19 protein-coding genes are annotated in these 22,509 nt (G+C 61.9%); 9 read left to right on the top strand and 10 right to left on the bottom strand.

Annotation, left to right across the window (positions count from 1 at the left end; genetic code table 11):
- Nucleotides 1-113 precede the first annotated feature (113 nt).
- Together WBA38_RS00575 and WBA38_RS00570 are read right to left on the bottom strand one after the other, a co-directional pair.
- Nucleotides 114-575, bottom strand: a complete 462-nt coding sequence (locus WBA38_RS00575) for a ubiquinol-cytochrome c reductase iron-sulfur subunit (RefSeq protein WP_424321802.1) — start codon at nucleotides 573-575, stop codon at nucleotides 114-116.
- A gap of 89 nt (nucleotides 576-664) precedes the next feature.
- The gene (locus WBA38_RS00570; RefSeq protein ID WP_424295221.1) at nucleotides 665-1,099 is read right to left on the bottom strand and encodes a VOC family protein; all 435 of its coding nucleotides are present in this window, start codon (nucleotides 1,097-1,099) and stop codon (nucleotides 665-667) included.
- Nucleotides 1,100-1,147: 48 nt separating this feature from the next.
- Here WBA38_RS00570 and uvrB point away from each other — a divergent pair, with 48 nt between their 5' ends.
- Both uvrB and WBA38_RS00560 read left to right on the top strand, forming a co-directional pair.
- Nucleotides 1,148-3,301: an excinuclease ABC subunit UvrB gene (gene uvrB, locus WBA38_RS00565; RefSeq protein WP_424295220.1), complete on the top strand. Its 2,154-nt coding sequence runs from the start codon at nucleotides 1,148-1,150 to the stop codon at nucleotides 3,299-3,301.
- A gap of 128 nt (nucleotides 3,302-3,429) precedes the next feature.
- Nucleotides 3,430-3,873 carry a universal stress protein gene (locus tag WBA38_RS00560; protein WP_424295218.1) on the top strand — a complete coding sequence of 148 codons (444 nt, stop codon included), beginning with the start codon at nucleotides 3,430-3,432 and terminating at the stop codon, nucleotides 3,871-3,873.
- An 11-nt stretch (nucleotides 3,874-3,884) separates the two neighbouring features.
- On the opposite strand, the gene WBA38_RS00555 is transcribed toward WBA38_RS00560, so the two are convergent.
- Nucleotides 3,885-6,281, bottom strand: a complete 2,397-nt coding sequence (locus WBA38_RS00555) for a HelD family protein (protein ID WP_424295216.1) — start codon at nucleotides 6,279-6,281, stop codon at nucleotides 3,885-3,887.
- A gap of 52 nt (nucleotides 6,282-6,333) precedes the next feature.
- Nucleotides 6,334-7,032, bottom strand: coding sequence for an MBL fold metallo-hydrolase (locus WBA38_RS00550; RefSeq protein WP_424295214.1), 699 nt, complete (start codon nucleotides 7,030-7,032; stop codon nucleotides 6,334-6,336).
- Nucleotides 7,033-7,184: 152 nt separating this feature from the next.
- Between WBA38_RS00550 and uvrA the strand changes: the two genes are divergently transcribed.
- A complete protein-coding gene (gene uvrA / locus WBA38_RS00545) occupies nucleotides 7,185-10,046 on the top strand; it encodes an excinuclease ABC subunit UvrA (RefSeq protein ID WP_424295212.1) in 2,862 nt (953 codons plus the stop codon).
- On the opposite strand, the gene WBA38_RS00540 is transcribed toward uvrA, so the two are convergent.
- Genes WBA38_RS00540 through WBA38_RS00530 form a run of 3 tightly spaced genes read right to left on the bottom strand, consistent with a single transcriptional unit; the run spans nucleotide 10,029 to nucleotide 12,552 of the window.
- Nucleotides 10,029-10,340 (bottom strand): hypothetical protein, encoded by a 312-nt coding sequence (locus tag WBA38_RS00540; protein ID WP_424295210.1) that lies wholly within the window; start codon nucleotides 10,338-10,340, stop codon nucleotides 10,029-10,031. The genes uvrA and WBA38_RS00540 overlap by 18 nt on opposite strands.
- Before the next feature lie 29 nt (nucleotides 10,341-10,369).
- A complete protein-coding gene (locus tag WBA38_RS00535) occupies nucleotides 10,370-12,145 on the bottom strand; it encodes a protein kinase domain-containing protein (RefSeq protein ID WP_424295208.1) in 1,776 nt (591 codons plus the stop codon).
- An 8-nt stretch (nucleotides 12,146-12,153) separates the two neighbouring features.
- Nucleotides 12,154-12,552: a DUF1844 domain-containing protein gene (locus WBA38_RS00530; RefSeq protein WP_424295206.1), complete on the bottom strand. Its 399-nt coding sequence runs from the start codon at nucleotides 12,550-12,552 to the stop codon at nucleotides 12,154-12,156.
- A 207-nt stretch (nucleotides 12,553-12,759) separates the two neighbouring features.
- On the opposite strand from WBA38_RS00530, the gene infC reads away from it, so the two are divergent.
- The 6 genes from infC to WBA38_RS00500 all read left to right on the top strand — a co-directional run bounded on the left by infC (nucleotide 12,760) and on the right by WBA38_RS00500 (nucleotide 16,256).
- On the top strand, nucleotides 12,760-13,353 hold the full coding sequence (gene infC / locus WBA38_RS00525; RefSeq protein ID WP_424321801.1) for a translation initiation factor IF-3: 594 nt from the start codon (nucleotides 12,760-12,762) through the stop codon (nucleotides 13,351-13,353).
- Nucleotides 13,354-13,467: 114 nt separating this feature from the next.
- Nucleotides 13,468-13,662 carry a 50S ribosomal protein L35 gene (gene rpmI / locus WBA38_RS00520; RefSeq protein ID WP_424295204.1) on the top strand — a complete coding sequence of 65 codons (195 nt, stop codon included), beginning with the start codon at nucleotides 13,468-13,470 and terminating at the stop codon, nucleotides 13,660-13,662.
- Between the two features lie 36 nt (nucleotides 13,663-13,698).
- Nucleotides 13,699-14,079, top strand: a complete 381-nt coding sequence (rplT, locus tag WBA38_RS00515; protein ID WP_424295202.1) for a 50S ribosomal protein L20 — start codon at nucleotides 13,699-13,701, stop codon at nucleotides 14,077-14,079.
- Between the two features lie 17 nt (nucleotides 14,080-14,096).
- On the top strand, nucleotides 14,097-14,912 hold the full coding sequence (locus WBA38_RS00510; RefSeq protein WP_424321800.1) for a TrmH family RNA methyltransferase: 816 nt from the start codon (nucleotides 14,097-14,099) through the stop codon (nucleotides 14,910-14,912).
- Entirely contained in the window at nucleotides 14,896-15,321 is a 426-nt protein-coding gene (locus tag WBA38_RS00505; RefSeq protein ID WP_424321799.1) for a gamma-glutamylcyclotransferase family protein, read from the top strand. Before WBA38_RS00510 ends, WBA38_RS00505 begins: the two co-directional genes overlap by 17 nt.
- A 104-nt stretch (nucleotides 15,322-15,425) precedes the next feature.
- Nucleotides 15,426-16,256, top strand: coding sequence for an ABC transporter ATP-binding protein (locus WBA38_RS00500; RefSeq protein WP_424296906.1), 831 nt, complete (start codon nucleotides 15,426-15,428; stop codon nucleotides 16,254-16,256).
- An 11-nt stretch (nucleotides 16,257-16,267) separates the two neighbouring features.
- Here WBA38_RS00500 and WBA38_RS00495 read toward each other — a convergent pair whose 3' ends face one another.
- The 3 genes from WBA38_RS00495 to WBA38_RS00485 form a co-directional block, all read right to left on the bottom strand.
- Nucleotides 16,268-18,655 carry a protein kinase domain-containing protein gene (locus WBA38_RS00495; RefSeq protein WP_424321798.1) on the bottom strand — a complete coding sequence of 796 codons (2,388 nt, stop codon included), beginning with the start codon at nucleotides 18,653-18,655 and terminating at the stop codon, nucleotides 16,268-16,270.
- 239 nt (nucleotides 18,656-18,894) lie between these two features.
- Nucleotides 18,895-19,872, bottom strand: coding sequence for a serine/threonine-protein kinase (locus tag WBA38_RS00490; protein ID WP_424296878.1), 978 nt, complete (start codon nucleotides 19,870-19,872; stop codon nucleotides 18,895-18,897).
- A gap of 70 nt (nucleotides 19,873-19,942) precedes the next feature.
- Entirely contained in the window at nucleotides 19,943-22,381 is a 2,439-nt protein-coding gene (locus WBA38_RS00485) for a protein kinase domain-containing protein (RefSeq protein ID WP_424321797.1), read from the bottom strand.
- Between the last annotated feature and the right edge of the window lie 128 nt (nucleotides 22,382-22,509).

Here is a 22,509-nt window from a genome sequence, read left to right as displayed (position 1 = left end):
AACACTAGGAGGGGTTTCTGTGGGCGGCTACGGCCCGCGGAACCAGACTTCCCGACCGCCGCTGTGCTCCGAGCACAATGTGTGGGTCCGTAACCGAGCGCGGCAACGTCGGGCTAGCCGCGCACGATCGAGTCGCCGTCGACCCGAACGGGCACTTTTTTCAGAGGCTTTTCGGCGGGCCCGGCCTCGACCGTTCCGTCGAGACGGAACTTGCTTCCGTGGCATGGGCATTCGATGAGCCCGTTGCGAACGCCCGACAGGGCACACCCGGCATGTGTGCACGTTGCGGTAAAGCCCTCGAATGTGCCCGCGACCGGCTGCGTGATGACCACACCGTCGGCAATCCCGCCGCCGCCGACAGGAATATCGGCGGTCGCTGCGAGCGCTCCCTTCGGTGCATTCGACGGTGGCGAAAGCGCAGGTGCGGGCGGTGCGGTGGTGCCACACGCGGTCGCGGTGGCACCCACGACCGCCGCGCCGACGACGACGCCCGCGCCAGCGACAAATGTGCGGCGGGAGACCGGCTTGGCCGATTTCGATGCCGACGATGCAGCAATTTCAGAGTGGGAAGTCATGCGCGTAGCCCTTCGGGGGAGTCAGGCAAGCGGTGGTGCCGCTTGGGTCGGGGTTGAATCTCCATCATGACCGTAGAACGCCTTGTGCGTCAGACCCCTAAGATGGTTCCGGCGGCGTCGACCTGAAATGCCGGATTGAACACGAAATCCCACCGGAACCCGTCGGGGTCGGCAATACAGGCACTGGTGCCACCCCAGACCTGTTTGGTTGGCGGATTAACTGCGGTCGCACCGGCGGCAAGTGCTTCCTCGAACATGCGCGACACCGTTTCAGGGTCGGCAACGTTGTGGCCCAGCGACATCGGTGGTGCCAGCTCGCCGTGGCCGACGGCCCCGTACTCGCTAGGCATGGAAACGACATTCCACAGTGCCAGCATGAGTCCGTGCCCAGCCTGAACGAAGGTGATCTCGTCTGCCACCGAACTGATCACACGAAAACCCAGGCCATTGGCATAGAAATCAGTAGAAGCGGCGACGTCGCGGACCCCGAGAGTGATCGCGGTGATGGGAAGATGGTCGGTCATGGATAAAGGCTAACCGCGACTGTCGTACCCCGCAGCTACCCTGGGGGCATGGCATTTCCAGCGGAGAAACCGGTGATCGCGCACTCGGAGTTCCGGCCGATCGGAGAGATCGAACGCACCGAGGCCAAGTTCGAGGTCGTCAGCGAATACACCCCTGCCGGCGACCAACCGACAGCGATCGCCGATCTTGAGAAGCGACTCGGCCGCGGCGAACGCGACATCGTGCTCCTCGGTGCCACGGGTACCGGCAAGTCGGCAACGACCGCGTGGCTGATCGAAAAGGTCCAGCGCCCCACCCTCGTGATGGCACCCAACAAAACTCTCGCGGCGCAGCTCGCCAACGAACTTCGGGAAATGCTGCCGCACAACGCCGTCGAATACTTCGTGTCGTACTACGACTACTACCAACCCGAGGCGTACATCGCGCAGACCGATACCTACATCGAGAAAGACAGCTCCGTCAACGACGACGTTGAACGACTGCGGCACTCGGCGACCTCAAGCCTCCTCTCGCGCCGCGACGTCGTGGTGGTGGCTTCGGTTTCGTGCATCTACGGTCTGGGTACGCCGCAGTCGTACATGGACCGGTCCGTTGAACTGTCCGTCGGGGAAACCATCGACCGTGACGCGCTGCTGCGACTGCTTGTCGACGTGCAATACACCCGCAACGACATGGCCTTCACCCGCGGGAGCTTCCGCGTCCGAGGGGACACCGTTGAGATCATCCCGTCGTACGAAGAACTCGCCGTCCGCATCGAGTTCTTCGGCGACGAAGTTGACGCACTCTATTACCTGCATCCATTGACCGGCGACGTGGTCCGCAAGGTCGACACCCTGCGTATCTTCCCGGCCACCCACTACGTGGCAGGGCCCGAACGCATGGCCAAAGCGATGGAAGGGATCGAGAAAGAACTCGAAGAACGCCTCGCCGATCTGGAAGCCAAAGGAAAGCTCCTCGAAGCGCAGCGCCTGCGGATGCGCACCTCGTACGACCTTGAAATGATGCGGCAGGTTGGCTTCTGTTCCGGCATCGAGAACTACTCGCGACACATCGACGGTCGTGGCCCCGGTACCGCGCCGGCCACCCTGCTCGACTATTTCCCGGACGACTTCCTCCTCGTCATCGACGAATCGCATGTCACTGTCCCGCAAATTGGTGCCATGTACGAAGGCGACATGTCGCGCAAGCGTAACCTCGTCGAGTTCGGGTTCCGACTACCGTCCGCCGTCGATAACCGCCCCCTGACCTGGGACGAGTTCGTCGACCGCGTCGGCCAGACCATCTACCTATCGGCGACGCCGGGTAAGTACGAGCTCGGTCAATCCGGCGGCGAATTTGTCGAGCAGGTCATCCGACCGACAGGTCTCCTGGACCCGAAGATTGTCGTCAAACCTACCAAAGGGCAGATTGACGATCTCATTCACGAAATCCGGGAACGCACCGAACGAGACGAGCGCGTCCTCGTGACGACGTTGACGAAGAAGATGTCCGAAGATCTCACCGACTATCTGCTCGAATTGGGGATCCGGGTGCGGTACCTGCATTCGGAAGTCGACACCCTCCGCCGCGTAGAACTGCTGCGGCAATTGCGGTCGGGCGAATACGACGTCCTCGTGGGCATCAACCTGCTGCGCGAAGGACTCGACCTGCCGGAAGTTTCGTTGGTCGCCATTCTTGACGCCGACAAGGAAGGCTTCCTCCGAAGCACCACCTCGTTGATCCAGACAATTGGGCGCGCCGCCCGAAACGTTTCCGGTGAAGTGCACATGTATGCCGACAAGATCACTGACTCGATGGCCAATGCAATTGAGGAAACCGATCGACGACGCGCCAAACAGATCGCCTACAACGAGAAGATGGGCGTCGATCCACAGCCGCTGCGGAAAAAGATCGCCGACATTCTCGACCAGGTCTATGCCGAAGCCGATGACACTGTCGAGATTGGCGGGTCGGGCCGCAATGCCAGTCGCGGACGTCGTGCGCAGGGCGAAGTGTCAAAGGTCGCATCATCGGGGGTTATCGAGAACCGCGACACATCGGGCATGCCCCGTGCCGAATTGGCTGACCTCGTTCAACGGTTGACCGACCAGATGATGAATGCGGCCCGTGATCTGCAGTTTGAACTCGCCGGTCGACTACGCGACGAGATCGCCGATCTGAAGAAGGAATTGCGAGGGATGGACGCCGCAGGTATCAAGTAGCGTCGCCCCGCGCGGTGTCAAGGTATGTTCTTTTCGGACGGGGGCTTACTTTCGGGCTCGATTAGGACATGATCAGACGGAAGTAATTCCCGAGAAAGACCAATTTGACCTCTGGAGGAAACACAGGCATGAGCGCTTACACCACAGTTGTGGTCGGTACGGACGGCTCGGAGTCGTCGATGAAGGCAGTCGAGCGTGCCGGGGCAATCGCCAATGACGGCACGGTCGTGATCGCTTGCGCCTACTTCCCGAACGACGGCAAGTCGGCCAGCGCAGCATCGGATGCCCTCCGCGACGAGGCATACCAGGTGATGGGTTCCTCGCCGACCGAAGAAATTCTGCGTCAGGGTAAGGAACGTGCGATGGCTGCCGGTGCGACGAAGGTCGTTCTCCGTGCAGTGCAGGGGGCTCCCGTGGATGCACTCCTGCAGCTCGTCGTCGACGTTCAGGCTGACCTGCTGGTCGTTGGCAACCGGGGACTCAACTCCATTGCCGGTCGACTTCTCGGTTCGGTTCCGGCCGATGTCGCCCGCCGCGCTGCGTCGGACGTCCTGATCGTGCACACCACGTAGACAGCTACGCGTCACGGACCTGCCGGAAGATCGTCGAGATCAGCCGGCAGGTCTTTTTCGTGCACGACCACCACACGCTGAGTCGCGCGAGTCATCGCCACGTACAGGTCCGACAGTCCCCGCGGTGATCCGTCGATGAGGTCGGCTGGTTCCAAGACGATCACGTTGTCGAACTCTAAGCCTTTCGACGCGGTAACCGCGTGCACGGACAGCAGCGGATCGACGTCGGACGCCGCTTGCGCTGCGGACGCAGCGTTCGCATCCGCAACGATGATCGTAGTGAGGCCTGCCCAGTCGGCGGCATGCGCTAAGCGGGCCGCCACTGCCGCTCCCTCACCCTCCTCTGCTCGAACCGCATACGGCTCGATTCCGTTGCTGCGCAACGAGGTCGGGGCCTGTTGGTCGGGACTAATGTGCTCCAAGAGTCGGTTCGCGTAGGCGGTAATTTCCGACGGCGTCCGATAGTTAACCGTCAGTTCGGCTAGGCGCCAACGATTCGCTACGTACGGGGTAAATACATCGGCCCACGACGTGCTGCCTGCCGCATCTCCGGTCTGGGCAGTGTCACCGATGATCGTCATCCACCGATTCGGGATGCGGCGCATCACCATTCGCCACGCCATCGACGAAAGCTCTTGCGCCTCATCGACAATCACATGACCGAAGGTCCATGTCCGGTCGGTGTAGGCGCGTTCAGCGGTGGTGCGGTACTGGGTGTGCTCCTGGCGTTGGGCCAATTGCTCGGCGTCGATGAGGTCGTAAGCCATCAAGATTTCCGGGTCCAGATCGTCTTCTAGATCTTGCGGTGCCGACCCGGTCAGAATGTCGAGAGCATCCTGCGCTTCCGAAAGTTGCTGCCGCCACCGAGCCCGTTCGGCACGATCTGCTTCGTCGGTGCGATAGCCAAGTAGTTCGGCGAGTTCGTCGAGCAACGGCACGTCGGCGGGGGACAAGTCGGCATCGTCGGGGAGGGGGTTGGCTGGCCGATAGAGTTCGGCGCGGTCGGCATCCGTCCAGCCGCGCGTCGACTTCCGCAGGTAAGTGGCATCGCTGTAGAGGTCGCGCAGTACCTGCTGCGGCGTCAACTGAGGCCAATAGGCGCTGATGCTCTGGACTACGGCGTCGTCGATTTCGAGCTCGTGACGGATGTCTTCCATGTCGGCTTGGGTCAACAATTGGGAACCGTCGAGGTCGCTGGATCCGATGTGTCGAGCGTGGGCGATGGCCAGTTCATCGATCCCGGCCCGCACAAATGCGCGTTGGGCCAGATTGTGGGCCTTTCGCGTGGAGCGGGCCGCAGCGCGGGCGGCCTTAATCACTTCGGTGGTGATGGGCAGTTCGTAGCCGTCGAACGGCACGGTCACTTCGGCACCGGGTAGCGACTGTCGGTTACGCACCGCGGCGCGCAGCACGTTCAGCATCCGCTGCTGATCGCCCTTGATGGCCGCTGCCGCCCGGGTATCGGTGCCAGCCGCGTGGACGTCGGGAAAGAGGTCACCGATGGTGGAGAGCAGAACTCCGGTCTCGCCGAGGGACGGCAGAACCTGCCCGATGTACCGCAAAAAGTCATCGTTCGGTCCGATGATGAGAACGCCACTGCGAGAAAGGACCTCACGGTGGGTGTACAGCAGGTACGCGGCGCGGTGCAAAGCCACCGCCGTCTTTCCGGTGCCCGGACCGCCCTGCACCACCAGCACGCCGCGATGGGTGGACCGGATGATCTCGTCCTGCTCGCGCTGGATGGTTTCGACGATGTCGATCATTTCGCCGGTGCGCGCTGTGTTGAGCGCGTCGACCAGCGCAGACTCGTTAACCACGTTCATATCGGCGCGATCGCCGTCGATAAATCCGCCGTCGACATGTCCGGACTGGAGATATTCGTCCGAGACGCTGCGGACGGAGCGTGAGCGGGTGCGGAGATGCCTGCGACGTTCGACACCTTCCGGCGCGGTGGGCGTGGCGAGATAGAAGGGCCGGGCCAGCGGTGCACGCCAGTCTAGGAGCAACGTGGTGTCGCGGTCGTCGTCGTTCAAGATTCCAATGCGTCCGATTCGACGAACCAGACCTTCGTCCCACATCGCATTGTCGGTCGGGGGAGCCTCATCGGCGGCATCCGGCAACTGTTTAGAAGCTTCGTCGGATAGGTCGAGTCGGCCGAAGTACAAATTGTGTTCGGCGGCGTCGAACTTTGCGAGGTCCTCGGTGTACATCCGCTCGTACGATTCCCGCTCGGATAGTGCCTGCGGGGTATCGACGTAGTCGCGCAAGGTCTCGCCGAGACGGCGCCGGGTATTGGCGCGCATGCGATCCAGTCGGGCATAGATAGCGTCGAGTTGGGTTTGCTCCTCGACGATTCGAGCGTCGGAATCGGGGGTCGCTGACGAAGAAACGGGGTCTGGCACGGTCACAGTCGTTCCATGTTACCGGCGAATGAGACGTTGTGCCGCCAGCGGAATCCAGCTACCAGCCGCGCTCGCGCCATTCGCCCAGATGTGGTCGCTCGATGCCGAGTTCGGTGTCCTTGCCGTGACCGGGGTAGACCACGGTGTCGTCGCCGAAGCGGTCGAAAACCTTCGCGGTGACGCCGTCGAGAAGGATCTCGAAATCACCGGGCTGCCAGGTTTTGCCAACTCCGCCGGGAAAGAGGGAGTCGCCGGAAAACAGGTGGACCCGTCCGGACGATTCAGTCAGCGCAAGCATCACCGAACCTTCGGTGTGTCCGCGGATGCCAATCACGTCGAGCGTGAGATCCCCGACCGCCACGGTGTCGCCGTCGGTCAAGGTGTGGTCGGGGTCCAAGGGGAGTTCGTCGGCGTCAGCGGCGCCGACGAGCGTCGGTACCTGCAACACGCGGTGCACTTCCTCTAGTGCCTGCCAGTGGTCGAAGTGCCCGTGGGTGGTGAGGATCTGGGTGACGGTCCCGGGAAGCTGGTCGATGAGTGCCAGAATTGTCTCGGCATCGTTGGCCGCGTCAATCAGTAGGCTCGTACCGGTGGCCGAATCAGTGACGACGTACACGTTGTTGTCCATCGGGCCGACGGACATCTTGATGATGGTGGCGTTGTCGAGCACGCGGCGTTGCGCGTTGGCGCCGTGATGATCCGGGTCGGACGAGAGGACACCGGTGTAGTCGTCGGTCAGGATTACCTGGTTGCTCATAGCTTCCAGATTAGCTGTCGGGTCAGCACCGAGACGGTTTTGTCAGAGGGTCCGCGTACGCTGATGGCCGGGTATTTCTGTGATACGCCGGGTATTTGTTTGCCGAGATGGTTCGGCGATGTGTTCGGTGATGAAAACGTGAGGAATTGTCTGTGGTTGATCGCCTGATCGTTCGGGGCGCGCGCGAGCATAATTTGCGTGGCGTCGATGTGGACCTACCGCGCGATTCACTGATTGTCTTTACCGGACTGTCAGGTTCGGGTAAGTCCTCGTTGGCGTTCGACACCATCTTCGCCGAGGGGCAACGCCGCTACGTGGAGTCGCTGTCGGCGTACGCGCGTCAGTTTCTCGGGCAGATGGACAAGCCCGACGTCGATTTCATTGAGGGACTGTCGCCCGCCGTGTCGATCGACCAAAAGTCGACCAATCGGAACCCGCGGTCGACGGTCGGCACCATCACCGAGGTCTACGACTACCTCCGCCTCCTCTATGCCCGCGCAGGTACCGCTCACTGCCCGGTGTGCGGCGAGAAGATCGAACGACAGACCCCGCAACAGATCGTCGACCAAGTCCTCCTGATGGACGAAGGCGTGCGCTTTCAAGTGCTGGCACCCGTAGTCCGCAGCCGAAAGGGGGAGTTCGTCGATCTGTTCGCCGACCTGCAAGTACAGGGTTTCGCGCGCGCCCGCGTCGATGGCGAAGTGCACCAACTCGCCGACCCGCCCAAGCTGAAGAAGCAAGAGAAGCACGACATCGACGTGGTGGTCGACCGTCTCGTCGTGAAGGCTTCGGCGCGTCAACGCCTGACCGACTCGATCGAAACGGCGCTGCGACTGGCCGACGGGATCGTCGTGCTCGACTTCGTTGATGTCAACGAGTCCGATCCCGGCCGCCAGCGGCGGTTCTCCGAAAAAATGTCTTGCCCCAATAATCATCCGATCGCCATCGATGATCTGGAACCACGGTCGTTCTCGTTCAATTCGCCTTTTGGTGCTTGCCCGGAGTGCGACGGCCTCGGCGTGCGAAAGGAAGTCGACGAGACGCTCGTTGTTCCGGATCCCGACCGCACCCTGCGTGACGGTGCCATCGCACCGTGGTCGACCGGCCACAACGCCGACTACTTCCTGCGGCTGATCGAGGGCCTCGGTGAGCAGATGGGCTTCGATGTCGACACACCGTGGGAAGACCTCCCCCGCGAAGCCCGCAAGGCATTGTTGACGGGTTCCGAACACCAAGTTCATGTCCGGTTCCGCAATCGATACGGCCGTACACGGTCGTACTACACCGAGTTTGAGGGCGTGATGGCCTTCCTGTCACGTCGCGCCGATGCGACCGAATCCGAGCAGATGAAGGACCGGTACGAGGGCTACATGCGCGACGTTCCGTGCCCGGCGTGCAACGGTGCGCGCCTGCGGCCGGAGATTTTGTCGGTCACCCTCGACCACCCGATCCACGGACCCAAGTCGATTGCTGACGTCACGTCGCTGTCGGTTGCCGAATGCGCCGAGTATCTCGACGGCTTGGTGCTGGGGGAGCGCGAGGCTGCGATCGCTGGCCGCGTGTTGAAAGAAGTGCAGGCCCGGATCACGTTTCTGCTCGACGTCGGACTGGAGTACCTGTCCCTGTCGAGGGCGGCGGGTTCGCTGTCGGGTGGTGAGGCTCAACGTATCCGCCTCGCGACGCAGATCGGTGCCGGACTGGCGGGGGTCCTGTACGTCCTCGACGAGCCATCCATCGGCCTGCATCAGCGCGATAATCGCCGCCTGATCGATACCCTTGTCCGTCTCCGCGACCTCGGGAACACCCTGATTGTCGTCGAACATGACGAAGACACCATTCGGGCGGCCGACTGGATCGTCGACATTGGCCCTCGAGCCGGTGAACACGGTGGTCGTGTGGTGCACAGTGGAAGCTACGAGGGGCTACTGGAGAACTCCGAATCTATTACCGGCGCTTATCTGTCGGGTCGCGAGGTATTGCCGGTCCCGGAGATTCGCCGTCCCGTTGACAAGAAGCGACAGGTGAGCGTTGTCGGTGCCACCGAGAACAATCTGAAGAACATCGACGTGTCGTTCCCGCTAGGTGTGTTGACTGCTGTCACCGGTGTGTCAGGGTCGGGCAAGTCGACGCTCGTAAACGACATCCTCGCCACGGTCCTGGCGAACAAACTCAACGGTGCGCGTCAGGTTCCGGGTCACCACAAGCGCGTCAAAGGACTCGAGCATCTCGACAAATTGGTGCAGGTCGATCAGTCGCCGATCGGGCGGACGCCGCGCTCTAATCCGGCTACCTACACCGGAGTGTTCGACAAGATTCGCACCTTGTTTGCCGCGACTACCGAAGCCAAGGTTCGCGGCTATCAGCCGGGGCGTTTCTCGTTCAACGTCAAGGGTGGTCGCTGCGAATCGTGCATGGGCGAAGGCACCATCAAGATCGAGATGAACTTTTTGCCCGACGTGTACGTGCCCTGCGAGGTGTGCCACGGTGCGCGATACAACCGCGAAACACTTGAGGTGCACTACAAGGGCAAGACGATCTCCGAAGTCCTCGACATGCCGATCGACGAGGCTGCCGAATTCTTTGAACCGGTTACTTCAATCCACCGGTACCTGAAGACCTTGGTTGACGTGGGTCTCGGTTACGTGCGTCTCGGGCAGCCCGCACCGACGCTCTCCGGTGGTGAGGCGCAGCGCGTCAAACTGGCCGCGGAACTGCAGAAGCGGTCGACTGGTCGGACCGTCTATATTCTCGATGAGCCGACTACCGGCCTGCATTTCGAGGACATTCGCAAGCTGTTGCTCGTCATCAACGGTCTCGTCGACAAGGGCAACACCGTGATCGTGATCGAACACAACCTCGATGTCATCAAGACGGCCGATTGGGTTATCGACATGGGGCCAGAGGGTGGCAACGGCGGCGGCACTGTTGTCACACAGGGCACACCCGAGCACGTGGCGTCCGAGTCGAGTAGTCACACCGGCAAGTTCCTCGCGGAACTACTTGTTGCGCATTGATTTTCGGATCTCGTCGAGTTTTTTCTTCGCAGCTTCGTCGCGCTTGGCCATCGCTTCATCGATCTGGGTAGCCGCTGGCGTGGCCGCAGCGAGCTCTTCACTGCCAATCGCGGTGGCGGCACGCTTTTCGATCTTGTCGCGGATGTGGTCGAACGTCGGGACGCCCGACTCGGTGTACCCGGTGACATCCTCAAACGAGGGCGCTTGCACGGTCGGTGTGAAGTCCGGTGCAGGCACAATCTCGGCATCGAGCGGCTCTTCGCTGGGCGAATCGGGAACGTTGTTGGAGGTCATGGCTCCAGCCTAGTGGGGGTCTGGGCTCCCTAACCGACGTTGACCTGTGAAATTGTTAGGAGCCGCTTGGGTAGACCGAAGTACGAACCCGGTGCGGTCGGAATGAAGCCTGCGTCCGACACACTCTCCGCGAGGCGTAGGCCGTCCGCGTCTATCGTGCCGACGACGCTGTAGACGGGTGCGCTAATCACTGGTTTCACGGTGATAAAGAACGCCGCCGAACCGCCGTCGCCGGATGACGAATCGGCAGCGTTGGGGTTAGCCATGGCGACCGTCCCAACGGGGTAAACAACCTGTTGCCTACCGATCCCATCGACTTTCCCGGGGACCGGAGACAACGCGGTTGGGAATTCATCCGGGGACGTCCATCCGGGACTTCCAACGTTGGACTGAATGTCGGTGCTGCCTGGGGTTGCTGGGGCAGCCCCGCACATCAAGATGTAGCTACTGACGCGACTGCAAGCTGAACCATCGAAGAATCCGGATTTTGCGAGGGTGGTAAGCGCCGCAGCGTTGCACGGGGCGCCCTCGTTCAATTGGACGCGCAAGTTGCCGCCAGAGGTCACAAAGGTCAACGATCCGAGATCGGTTGTCGGCTGATCAGGCTGCGGTGCGGGCACGGACCTCCCCGTCGGCGGTGCCGGCGTGAACCTACACGAGGCCATTGGCGAATTAGGAGACGTTGACTCGTCCGCGATCGGCAGCGGCGCGTCTTCCGCGGTTGGGCCGTAACTCGACCGAAGCGCAAGTATCGTCCCGGCGACTGCAGCGACAACGAAAATGGTCGCCGCGACCACGATGGCACCGAAGCGGCCACCGCGACGTGATCGAGATGATCCAGAACTCATCATCATCGGCGGCGGTGGCGGCGATGGCGCGGGGATGGTCGGTTGGTGCGGAGGAGCGAGCGGGAACTTCGGGGGTCGTTCCGATACGCGATAGTGGGCTGGAGCTTGCTGCGTCGGTTGCCATTCCGGTGCCTGCCCATCAATCGCAGCGCGGGCTGCGGCCGCAAACGCTCTAGCCGTCGAGTAGCGGTCACCCGGTGCTTTTGCGAGGCCACGCGAGATCACTTCGTCGAGTGATGTCGCGGTCGTTGGGATGGCGTCGAACAAGTGTCCCCGCATGGTCAGTGCGTAGTCGCCAGTACCGAATGGTGGTCGACCTGTGATTCCCTCGAACAAGATGCAGGCCAGGGAATAGACATCGACGCCACCGTCGATGGGCACATTGCTGAATCGTTCCGGTGCCATGTAGGCGATAGAACCAATTGTGGTGCCAGTGGCGGTCAGCCGCGGATCACCCAGGGACTGAGCGATTCCGAAGTCGGTCAGGTAGGCAAAGCCTGAACTGTCGATCAAAATATTGTCGGGCTTTACATCTCGATGCACCAGACCCGCGGCGTGCGCGTGGTCGAGAGCGCTCGCGATTTGTTCGATGACCGCCACCGTCTCGTTCAACGACGGCGGGCTACCAATTCTGAGCGCTTCACGGAAGCGATCACCCAACGATTCACCGTCGACGAGTCGCATATCGAGGAACAATGTGCCGTCGATCTCGCCCCAATCGTGAATTGGAACAATGTGCGGATCGCCGAGTGCCGCCGCGATCCGTGACTCGCGCTCGAACCGGGACCGATACGAGGCGTCTTTCGCTAGATGTGCAGGCAGCAACTTGAGCGCGACGACCCGCCCCCGGCGGGTGTCGGTTGCCCGGTACACCACGCCCATCCCGCCGCGGCCAAGGATCGAATCTAGGCGGTAGTCGCCGAGCCGATTGTCGCCACCCCCGTACGACTCCGTCACGGCGGTAGCTAACCCTTAACAGGTCCGGTGAACTGCTCGCCTGGCCCTTCGCCGGGCTCATCGGGGTAGGCCGACGCCTCGCGGAAGGCGAGTTGCAGGGCGCGGAGACCGTCCTGTAGCGGCTTGCGGTGCATACCCAAGTCGCCGAGTGCAGCGACAACCAGGCCGGCGAGGGCGCTGATCAACGCACGGGCTTCGGGCAGGTCTACCGAATCGGGATCGGCGCCTTCGGCGAGCGCCAATTTCTCGGCTGCCGAACTCATCAGCATGACCGCCGAGCGGGTGATGACCTCGACCGCGGGAATGTCGATGAGGTCGCGGACGTTGTCATCGTCTACCGGCTGGTTGGCAACGTGAACGTTGTCATCCGAATCGGACTGGTCTGGGGAATAGGAGTTAGGGCTCACGCCTGATAGAGTGTCACAACATGACCGCCTTGGCTCACGCCGGGGTAGCAAGAGGATTCTTTCGAGTCCCACCGCGCGACACCGTCTTAGACGCGTAGTTTCACGGTTCCGGTCACACCATCGCCAGTCGATGAAACAACGAAAGTTGGTTCTCGGCGGGCACAATGGTGTTTTCGGCCTCGAATCCTCCTCTCGCTTGCCAGTCCTATGGTCGGCCACAAGGAAAACATTGATCGAGGAGGCCACATCAGCACTGATACCCGCATCAACGAGCGCATCCGCGTCCCGGAGGTCCGTCTTGTCGGACCCGGTGGAGAGCAGGTGGGCATTGTGCGTGTTGAAGATGCGCTCCGCCTGGCTTACGAAGCCGACTTGGACCTGGTAGAGGTCGCGCCCGACGCGCGCCCACCGGTGTGCAAGATCATGGACTACGGCAAGTTCAAGTACGAGGCGGCGCAGAAGCAGCGCGAGTCCCGCCGTAATCAGCAGATGACCGTCGTGAAGGAGCAGAAGCTCCGTCCCAAGATCGACGACCACGACTACGAGACCAAAAAGGGTCACGTTGTTCGCTTCCTCGAAGCGGGCTCCAAGGTCAAGGTCACGATTATGTTCCGCGGTCGCGAGCAGTCCCGCCCAGAGTTGGGATTCCGCCTGTTGCAGCGGTTGGGCAACGACGTCGCCGAGTACGGCTTCGTCGAGACTTCCGCTAAGCAAGACGGCCGCAACATGACGATGGTTCTCGCCCCACACAAGGGCGCGAAGACTCGCACCAAGGCTCAGCAGGATTCGCAAGATTCCTAGTTAAGACCGCACGGTCTGCGAATAACCGCAGGACCAGACACACTGAAGTAGACGTGAAGTCACCGCCGGGATATTTCCGGGCGGAGTACGGCTTCGCCCGAATTAAGGAAACCAATGCCGAAGAGCAAGACGCACAAGGGCACCGCGAAGCGATTCAAGGTGACCGGCAGCGGCAAGATCGTCCGCGAGAAGGCTGGCAAGCGCCACCTCCTGGAGCACAAGTCCTCGCGCGTCACCCGTCGCCTGAGCGGCACCGCAGTTGTCAGTGACAACGACGCACCGCGTATCAAGCGCCTGCTGAACCGCTGATTCCCCTTAAAGACTTTTAGAAGGACGTAAAGACTAATGGCACGTGTAAAAAGGGCGGTAAACGCCCAGAAGAAGCGCCGCTCCGTACTTGAGGCCTCGAAGGGCTACCGCGGACAGCGCTCGCGCCTGTACCGCAAGGCCAAGGAGCAGCAGCTCCACTCGATGACCTACGCGTACCGTGACCGTCGTGCGCGCAAGGGTGACTTCCGCAAGCTGTGGATTACCCGCATCAACGCCGCAGCGCGTGCGAACGACATCACGTACAACCGCTTTATCCAGGGCCTTAAGCTCGCGGAGATCGAGGTTGACCGCAAGGTGCTCGCCGATATCGCCGTCACCGACCCGGCTGCGTTCACCGCACTGGTTGAGGTCGCGCGCAAGGCGCTGCCCGCCGACGTTAACGCGCCGGCTGCCTAATCTCCCAGAGATCACAGGTGAGCTTTTCCCGACCCGCGACGGATGTTCTGAGCGAACGTTCGTCGCGGGTCGTCTCTTTGGCCAAACTGCATCGTGCGCCCGTCCGCCGCAGTGAAGGTCGTTTTCTGGCGGAGGGGGCCAATTCTGTCGATGCGGCGCTGCACACTGGCCGCGCCACGGAGTTGCTGGTCCGAGACAAGGATTCCGAGCGGCACGCCGATCTGATTGACCGGGCGATCGACGCCGACATTCCGGTGTACTGGCTCTCCGATCGCGCAGCCGACAGGCTCTCGGAGACCAAGACTGCGCCCGGCATCTTCGCCGTCTGCGACCTGTTAACCGTCGAATTGGCTCCGGTGTTGGCGAAGAAACCGACCCTGCTGGTGATCGCGGTGGAACCGCGCGAACCTGGCAACCTTGGAACCCTCGTCCGCTGTGCCGACGCGATGGGTGCTGACGCGGTGGTGTTGCTCGGGGACTCCGTGGACCCGCACAACGGAAAGAGTGTCCGGGCAAGCGCAGGCAGCATCTTCCATGTTCCCGTGGTCCGCAGCGTTGACGTCGCCGGGGGACTTGCCGCGGTGGCCAATGCTGGCATCGCCACGCTTGCTACCACGATGAATGGTGACCTCAGCCTCGACGATGCCGACGCTGTCCTGGCTTCGCCGCATGCGTGGCTGTTTGGAAACGAAGCGCATGGCCTACCGGACGAGGTGATTGCTGATGCCAGTGAACGGATTCGTATCCCCTTGCGGGGTCGGGCCGAAAGTCTGAACCTCGCCGCAGCTAGCGCCGTCTGCCTGTATGCCAGTGCCCGTGTCCAGAGCGCATAACCCCAGCGCTGATAACCCCAGCGCTGCTAACCGGGTCACTCGGACGCATCTGCTTTTCAGTTACGGCACCCTGATGGATCCGGCCGTGCAGGACGGAGTCTTCGGCAGGCCCATGCCGACCACGCCTGACGCGTTACCGGGTTTCCGCATCGACAAGCTCACGATCACCGATCCGGAAGTGATCGCTCTCAGCGGCATAAAAACGCACCTGATTCTTCGACCGGATCCAGACGCCTTGGCAGTGCCGGGTGCGCGGCTGCAACTCGACGATGCCGGACTGGCAGCTGCCGACGATTACGAAGTTGATGACTACCGTCGCGTGGAGGTAACCCTGGCTTCGGGCTTGCGCGCATGGGTGTATTTGGCGGCCGACGATGCGATCGGCGTCACGGACGTCGAGTCTCGCTAAGTTAGGTTAGGTAACGCTACTATCGTCCGGTGGGGTCGCAGGCCCCGGTGAAGGGCAGTGTGATGGCGGCAAATTCGACGCAACTCCAGCGACGGACAGAATCTATGGTTGGCGTGGCCTCAAGTAGCCCTGCGCCCACACCGGCGAGGCTCCGAGCCGAATCTCTCACCGTGGGCTACGACGGCGTCACCGTGATTGACGGACTGAACGTCAAAATTCACACCGGGCAGGTCACGACCATCGTCGGACCGAATGGCTGCGGCAAATCCACCCTGTTGCGCACCCTGTCGAGATTGCTGAACCCGAAAGCTGGGCAGGTGATCCTCGACGGTAAGGACATCGCGACGCTCAAGCCCAAAAAGGTGGCGCGCACGCTCGGCATTTTGCCGCAGAATCCGACGGCACCGGAGGGCTTGACCGTTGCCGAGTTGATCTCTCGCGGCAGGCACCCGCACCAGTCGTGGTACCGGCAGGCGTCGTCGGGGGACGACGCTGCCGTTGTGCGGGCGATGAGGATGACCGCGACGGACTCCCTCGCGAACCGCCGTGTGGACTCGCTTTCGGGAGGGCAGCGCCAGCGCGTGTGGATCGCGTTGACCCTTGCCCAAGAAACCGACCTGCTGTTGCTTGACGAACCGACCACGTACTTGGATCTTGCTCATGCCGTTGACGTTCTCGACCTTGTCGATGAACTGCGGACTGAGCACGGCAAGACCGTGGTCATGGTTCTTCACGATCTGAATTTGGCTGCGCGATACAGTGATTCGCTGATCGTGATGCGGTCCGGCCAGATCGTCGCCGAGGGCAGCCCGGAGGAAGTCCTGAATCCGACGTTGCTCCGGGAGGCCTTTGGGCTCGGGTCGCAGATTGTGCAGGACCCGATCAGCGGCACACCGATGGTGGTGCCGATAGGGCGCCGCGGCCGCCGGTCCTGAGCACAACCCGCTTACGCATCGGCCAGCTTAATCTGCTGCGGAACACTCAACTTGTCTGAGGTGACGGCCGGATCTCCACCCTGCCCGAGCTTGTTGATCCCCCAGCAGTAGCGGGCGTCGAGGGTGAGCGCGCAGGTGACGCTCGAGTTCGTCTCAATCTGCTGAACGTCGCTCAACGTCGTGATCTCGGTCGGTGTGTACTGACGCGAAGTGCTGCCGAGCCCAAGCTGACCGTAAGTGTTGTTGCCCCAGCAACTGGCCTTACCGTCGACGACCGCACAGAACGAGCCGATATCGACCGTCACCTGTGACGCGCCGGTGAGACCCTGAATCCGGAGTGGTGTGCTGATCGATTCGTCCGACGAGCTATTGACCTGCTTGTTCTGGTTGTTACCCCAGCAGTAGACCTCACGGTCCGCGACCGCGCACGTATTCCAGAACTGCAACTTGTCAATGTTTCCGCCACCAACCGACACCGAGGTCACGTTCTTCAACGACGAGACCTTGGTCGGCGTGGCGTGTTCGTTGGTGGTGCCATCGCCGAGTTGGCCGTTCCAGTTACGGCCCCAGCAATACAGTTCAGCTGAAGCGATCGCACAGACTGAACCGGAACGAGACGATACGGCCGTCACGTTCGACAAACCGGGCACCTTGGTAGGCGCGGACAGGCTTTCTGAATCGTTTGGCTGGCCGAGAGCGCCGGCGTAGAAGCCCCAGCAGTACAAGTCGCCGTCAGACACGGCGCACGTCGATGAGTACGACGTTGCGACCGTGGTGACTTTTCCCAATCCGGGTACCTTGAACGGGCTGGTCTTGTCGCTGGTGGAACTGGGGTCGCCGGCCTGGTTGAACAGGTTTTCGCCCCAGCAGTAGAGCGCCTCATTGGCGACCGCGCAGGTTGTGGCCGACACTGAGTTCGACGAACTCGAGGTGAAAGCACCCATGGCGACAGCGGTGACGTTCGTCAGACCGGGAACCTTGGTCGGTGTCTTCGTCGAGGCGGTGGAACCGATTCCGAGTTGACCGTTGGAGTTGTCACCCCAGCAAAAGAGTTCACCCTCGTCGATCATGCACTGGCTACCGGAAGATCCGGCCGTCTGTGGCGTTGAGAATGCTTCGACGGTGGCTGTATCGCTACTAGACGGCCACCACAGGGGACTGGTACCTGCCACCGCAATCGCCAGCACGGCGACAACGGCAGCAATGATCCACGGTGTTTTGCTCTTCTTCCGGGCGGTCAACTGGCCACCGGTGAAACCGAACGGCTGGCCGGGGAACGACGGCGGCCCCGGAGCGAACTGCTGACCCGAGAACTGCTGACCGGCGAACTGCTGACCCGAGTACTGCTGACCGGAAAACTGCTGGCCCGCGAAGGGCGAATTTGGAAGCTGCATCTGGGGAGCAGGCTGTGGCGTGGTCCCCGGAGTGAGCGTTGCCGGGTACGGTGCGGCGACCGTGGCCCCGAACTGGGTGAGCGCGCCGGTTCCCGGAGTATGCGGCGGCGTCGGCTGGGGACCCGATGGATAGACCGATGGCGGTATCGCTGGCTGCTGCGTCGCCGTTTGGTGCGCTGCCGGTTGATTGAGGGCGACATCGAGGGCGGCGGCAAAGGCCCGACAATCGGGATAGCGGGCGGCCGGATCCTTGGCCATCGCCTTGGTCAATACCGGGCCCAACATATTGAGGTCGGGCCGAATCGTGCCGAGCGCGGGCGGCTGCTCCTGGATGTGCGCCATCATCAGAGACGTCGGCGTCTCTGCCTTGAAGGGGGTCTGTCCGGCCAACAATTCGAACACGGTGCACGCGAGGGAGTACTGGTCCGAGGCAGGGCCAGCGGCGATCCCCTGGATCACTTCGGGTGCGGTGTACGTAACGGTGCTGATGATCGAATTGACCGCGGTCAGCTGTGGTGAATCAGCCAGCTTCGCGATTCCGAAATCGAGCAGCACCGCTCGACGGAGCCGACCGTCGGAATGGCGGGTGACCACAATGTTCGCTGGCTTGATGTCGCGATGAACCACCGAAGAAGCGTGTGCGTAGTCGAGGGCGTCGGCCACCTGCCCGATCGCTGTGACAACCTCGGATGGAGTAAGGCGCGCGGTGGCCAGGTTAGGTCCATCGAGGTAGCTCATCGAGAACCACGGCTGCCCGTCCTCGATGCCGTAGTTGTGAATCGTGATAATGCTTGGATGATCGAGGGCGGCCATCGTGCGCGCCTCATTGTTGAAGCGCTGCTGAAAGTCTTGGTTCTCGGCAGAGGCACCCACGGAAATGAGTTTGACCGCTTCGCGACGCTGCAGTTGCTCGTTTTCCACGACATAGACCTCGCCCATGCCGCCAGCCCCGAGCAATTCGACGACGCGGTACCCGGCAATCTTCGTTCCCGGCGCTTTGGCCATTCCCACGCTTCTCCTCGGTCGATTGCAGCAGAGTCACCATGCTGCGGCCAGCTGCGCTGGCAATCACGCTCACATGTTCGGATCACACAATACGGTCGTGCGGTTTCAGATGCGAAAGGCTGGGCCCTGTAGTCAGTCAATCAACTGGTTGCGGCGTGGCCGGTGCGCAGCACGCGAGAAATCGTTGGGGGACAAGGCCGGTCAAAAAATGCTGGCGTTGAGAAGCCGGGGTTGAAAAGCTAGGGCCACCACAGCGGAGCCGTCACCGCGACGACCACCATCACTGACACCGCCAGCCACACCATGATCCAACCCAGCGTGGTAGCCGTCGACGTCGGCGGCGCAGGTGTTGGAACCTGGGGAAGTTGCCCGGGTGGTGCCCAACCAATACCGGGAGACGGCGCCGCCGGTGCGACAGCACCGAGGTTGAGAGCGCGCTGACACTCGTCGGTGAAGGCCCGGCAACTCGGGAAGCGGTCCGCCGGGTATTTCGCCATCGCCCGTGCCAGGACCGGACCCAAGGCAGCCAAATCTGGACGAAGGAAGCCGAGATTCGGCACTGGTTGGTGCACATGCGCCAACATCATGGACGCGGGGTTGTCGGCGGGGAATGGCACTGTCCCGGTGAGGACCTCGTACGTGGTGCACGCCAGTGAATACTGGTCGGAGGCCGCCGTGGCGGGAAGCCCGCTGATGACCTCGGGCGCGGTAAATGCCGAGGTGCCGACAACCGCGTTCATGGCAGTCAAGCGCGGAGAGTCAGCGAGTTTGGCTAGTCCGAAGTCGAGGAGGACAGCCCGGAAATCGGATCCCTCCCCGGCCAACGTGATATTCGCCGCTTTAACGTCTCGGTGGATAACGTCGTGCTGGTGGGCGTAATCGAGACCGTCAGCGATCTGGCCAATCGCATTCACCACCTCGGCGGGAGTCAGGACTGCGGCGGCCAGGCTCGGCCCATCAATAAGGTTCATGGTGAACCATGGCCGGTCATTGTCGACCCCGTTGTTGTGAATAGTGATGATGCTCGGGTGATCGAGCGCCGCCAAGGTTCGTGCCTCGATCGCGAACCGTTGCTGAAACTCGGGATTCGACGCGCCAGCAAACGAGATGACTTTCATCGCCTCGCGGCGGCGCAGGTGCTCGTTCTCGACCACGTAGACATCACCCATGCCGCCGGATCCAAGCAAGTCGATAATCCGATACCCGCCGATTGTCATTCCCGGTGCGTACTGCATTCGCCTCGATTTCTCAGTGTCGACTTTTCGGCAGCGTGAGGTACTACGGCTATCAGAAGGTCACTTTCAGTGGCGTTGTCTGCTTCTCGGCGTCGGCAGATGAATTGCCGATGTTGCCGCGACTCGATGCGCCCCAGCAGTACACCTCGTTGCTCTCGTCCATCGCACACGTGGAGCTTTGCCCGGTTGTGATGGCCTTGACGTTGGTCAGTCCGGTAACGGGTGTCGGCTTCATCTGGTCCTCGGTGTTGCCGTTGCCGAGCTGACCGAAAGTGTTGTTGCCCCAGCATTGTGCTGCGGAACCATCAACGACGCACGCACCCTGGACATCCACCGAAACCTGTTTGGGGTCTTCGATCCCCGAAACCTCCACCGGGACGGTCCGATTCCCGGGGCCATCGACAGCGTTGCCCCAGCAGTACACCTTGCCGTCAGCGACGGCGCAGGAGGAACGGTGGTAAAGATCCTTCTCGCGGTCGTACGAACCACCCACCGAGATCGATGTCACGTTCTTCAGGTTCTGGACTTTGACCGGGGTGCTCGTTTGCGTCGTGGTGCCATTGCCGATCTGGCCGTCGTCGTTGCCTCCCCAGCAGTATGCGGAGTTGTCGTCGCCAGCGATGGCGCACATGGTCGATCCATCACCAGCGACGTACGACACGTTCTTCAATGCCGTTACCTTTTGCGGTGTCGCCACGACCTCCGCCGTATTGCCAGTGCCGATCATGCCGGCTTCTCCACTGCCCCAGCAGAACAGCTCTTTGTCGACGCTGACCGCGCACGTTGTGCCGGCAGCGGTACGAATCGCCGTCGACTTACCAAGTCCCGGGACTTTCACCGGAGCCTGGCGCCCCTCCGTGGACCCATCGCCGACCTGCCCGTAGCGGTTGGCCCCCCAGCAATAAACATCGCCGTCCGCAATTGCGCACGCCGTGGTCGGATAGCCGTCGTTCTTGGACCGGTAGTTGCCGATCGAAACGGCAGTCACGTTGGTGAGTCCCGGGACTTTGACCGGCGTGTTGTGCGTGCCGGTACCGCCGTCGCCGATCTGGCTGAACTCGTTGTCGCCCCAGCAGAACAGATCCCCGTTCTGCACGGCACACGCGGTTCCGGATTCCACAGCGAGCAGGGATTCCGGAAACGCGAGGGGTGCGGGAGCCGATTCGCCCTTAAACAACCAGAGCGGAGTTGTCGCCGCGACCGCGAGCAACACAATTGCGGCCAGAGACAGGGCAACCCAAAGACCCTTCTTGCTCTTTTTAGTCGGCGGCACCGCGCCCCCGACCCATGCTGGCCCTGCCACACCCGCGACGGGTGGAGGCGAACCCGCGCCACTGAAGTTGCTCGGGCCCTGTTGGGGATGCCCGCCGCCTGGCGCGTACATACCCGCCCCGACAGGTGGGACCATTCCCGGCTGGGACATTCCTGGTTGCGAGAAACCCGGCTGAACCATTCCCGGATGCGACGGGTTCGATTGCTGCATGGCCGGTTGCTGCATGCTCGGTGGCGGTGTCGAGACAGGCGGCGGAGTCATGGTGCCCCGCCCATACGGAGGCGGTGTCGGCGTCGGCGCGGACTGCGGGTGAAAAGGCTGCGGGGCGGGAGTCTGCGGGGCGGGAGTCTGATACGACGGCTTCGGTACCGCCACCGCAGTGGCCGTCCCGAGTTGGGTCTGGGCAAATGCGCGCTTCAACTCGTCGGTGAATGCCTGACAATTACTGAACCGTGCCGCCGGATCCTTCGCCATCGCACGGGCCAGAACCGGCCCCAAAGGCGCAAGGTCCGGTCGTGCCTGACCCAACATCGGCGGTGGGGTTTGGATGTGCGCCATCATCAACGCGGTGGTGGTGTCTGCTTTGAAGGGCGCACCGCCAGCGAACAACTCGTACGCTGTGCAGGCTAGGGAATACTGATCCGAAAGCGCCGACGCATGTTGACCGCTGATGATTTCGGGTGCGGTATAGGCGGCAGTGCCGACCACGGAATTCACGGCGGTCAACTGCGGAGAATCGGCCAACTTCGCAATCCCAAAATCCAACATGATGGCGCGCGCAATGGACCCATCATCGTTTCGGGTGATGACAATGTTCGCCGGTTTGATGTCCCGATGAATCACCGTGCGTGCGTGCGCATAGTCAAGGCCATCGGCAACCTGCCCGAGCACCAACACCGCATCGGCTGGCGACAGAGTGGTAGAAGCCAAATCCGGTCCGCGCACGTAACTCATCGTGAACCAGGGCAAACCGTCGGCGACGCCGTAGCTGTGCACGGTGATGATGCTCGGATGATCCAGCGAAGCCGCGGTGCGGGCCTCATTGCTGAAGCGCTGCTGGAAATCCGGATTCGACGCCCCGCTTACCGAAATGACTTTCATCGCTTCGCGTCTTTGCAACTGCTCGTTCTCGACGACATAAACATCGCCCATGCCACCGGAACCGAGTAGTTCTACCACTCGATAACCAGCAATTTGGCTTCCTGGCGTTGCAGACATCCCTAGACCTCCCGGGTGGCCGTCTAATACGACGGTCGGATTATGTTGTCGATGACGCTATCGCATTGGGCGAGGTATTTTCTGACGCTCGTCACTTATGCGAACGACACGTTGGCTCAGTGTTCTCA

It is taken from the genome of Gordonia sp. (in: high G+C Gram-positive bacteria) (genome assembly GCF_049647785.1).
Taxonomy (GTDB): domain Bacteria; phylum Actinomycetota; class Actinomycetes; order Mycobacteriales; family Mycobacteriaceae; genus Gordonia.
This window is presented reverse-complemented; position numbering and strand designations above follow the sequence as displayed.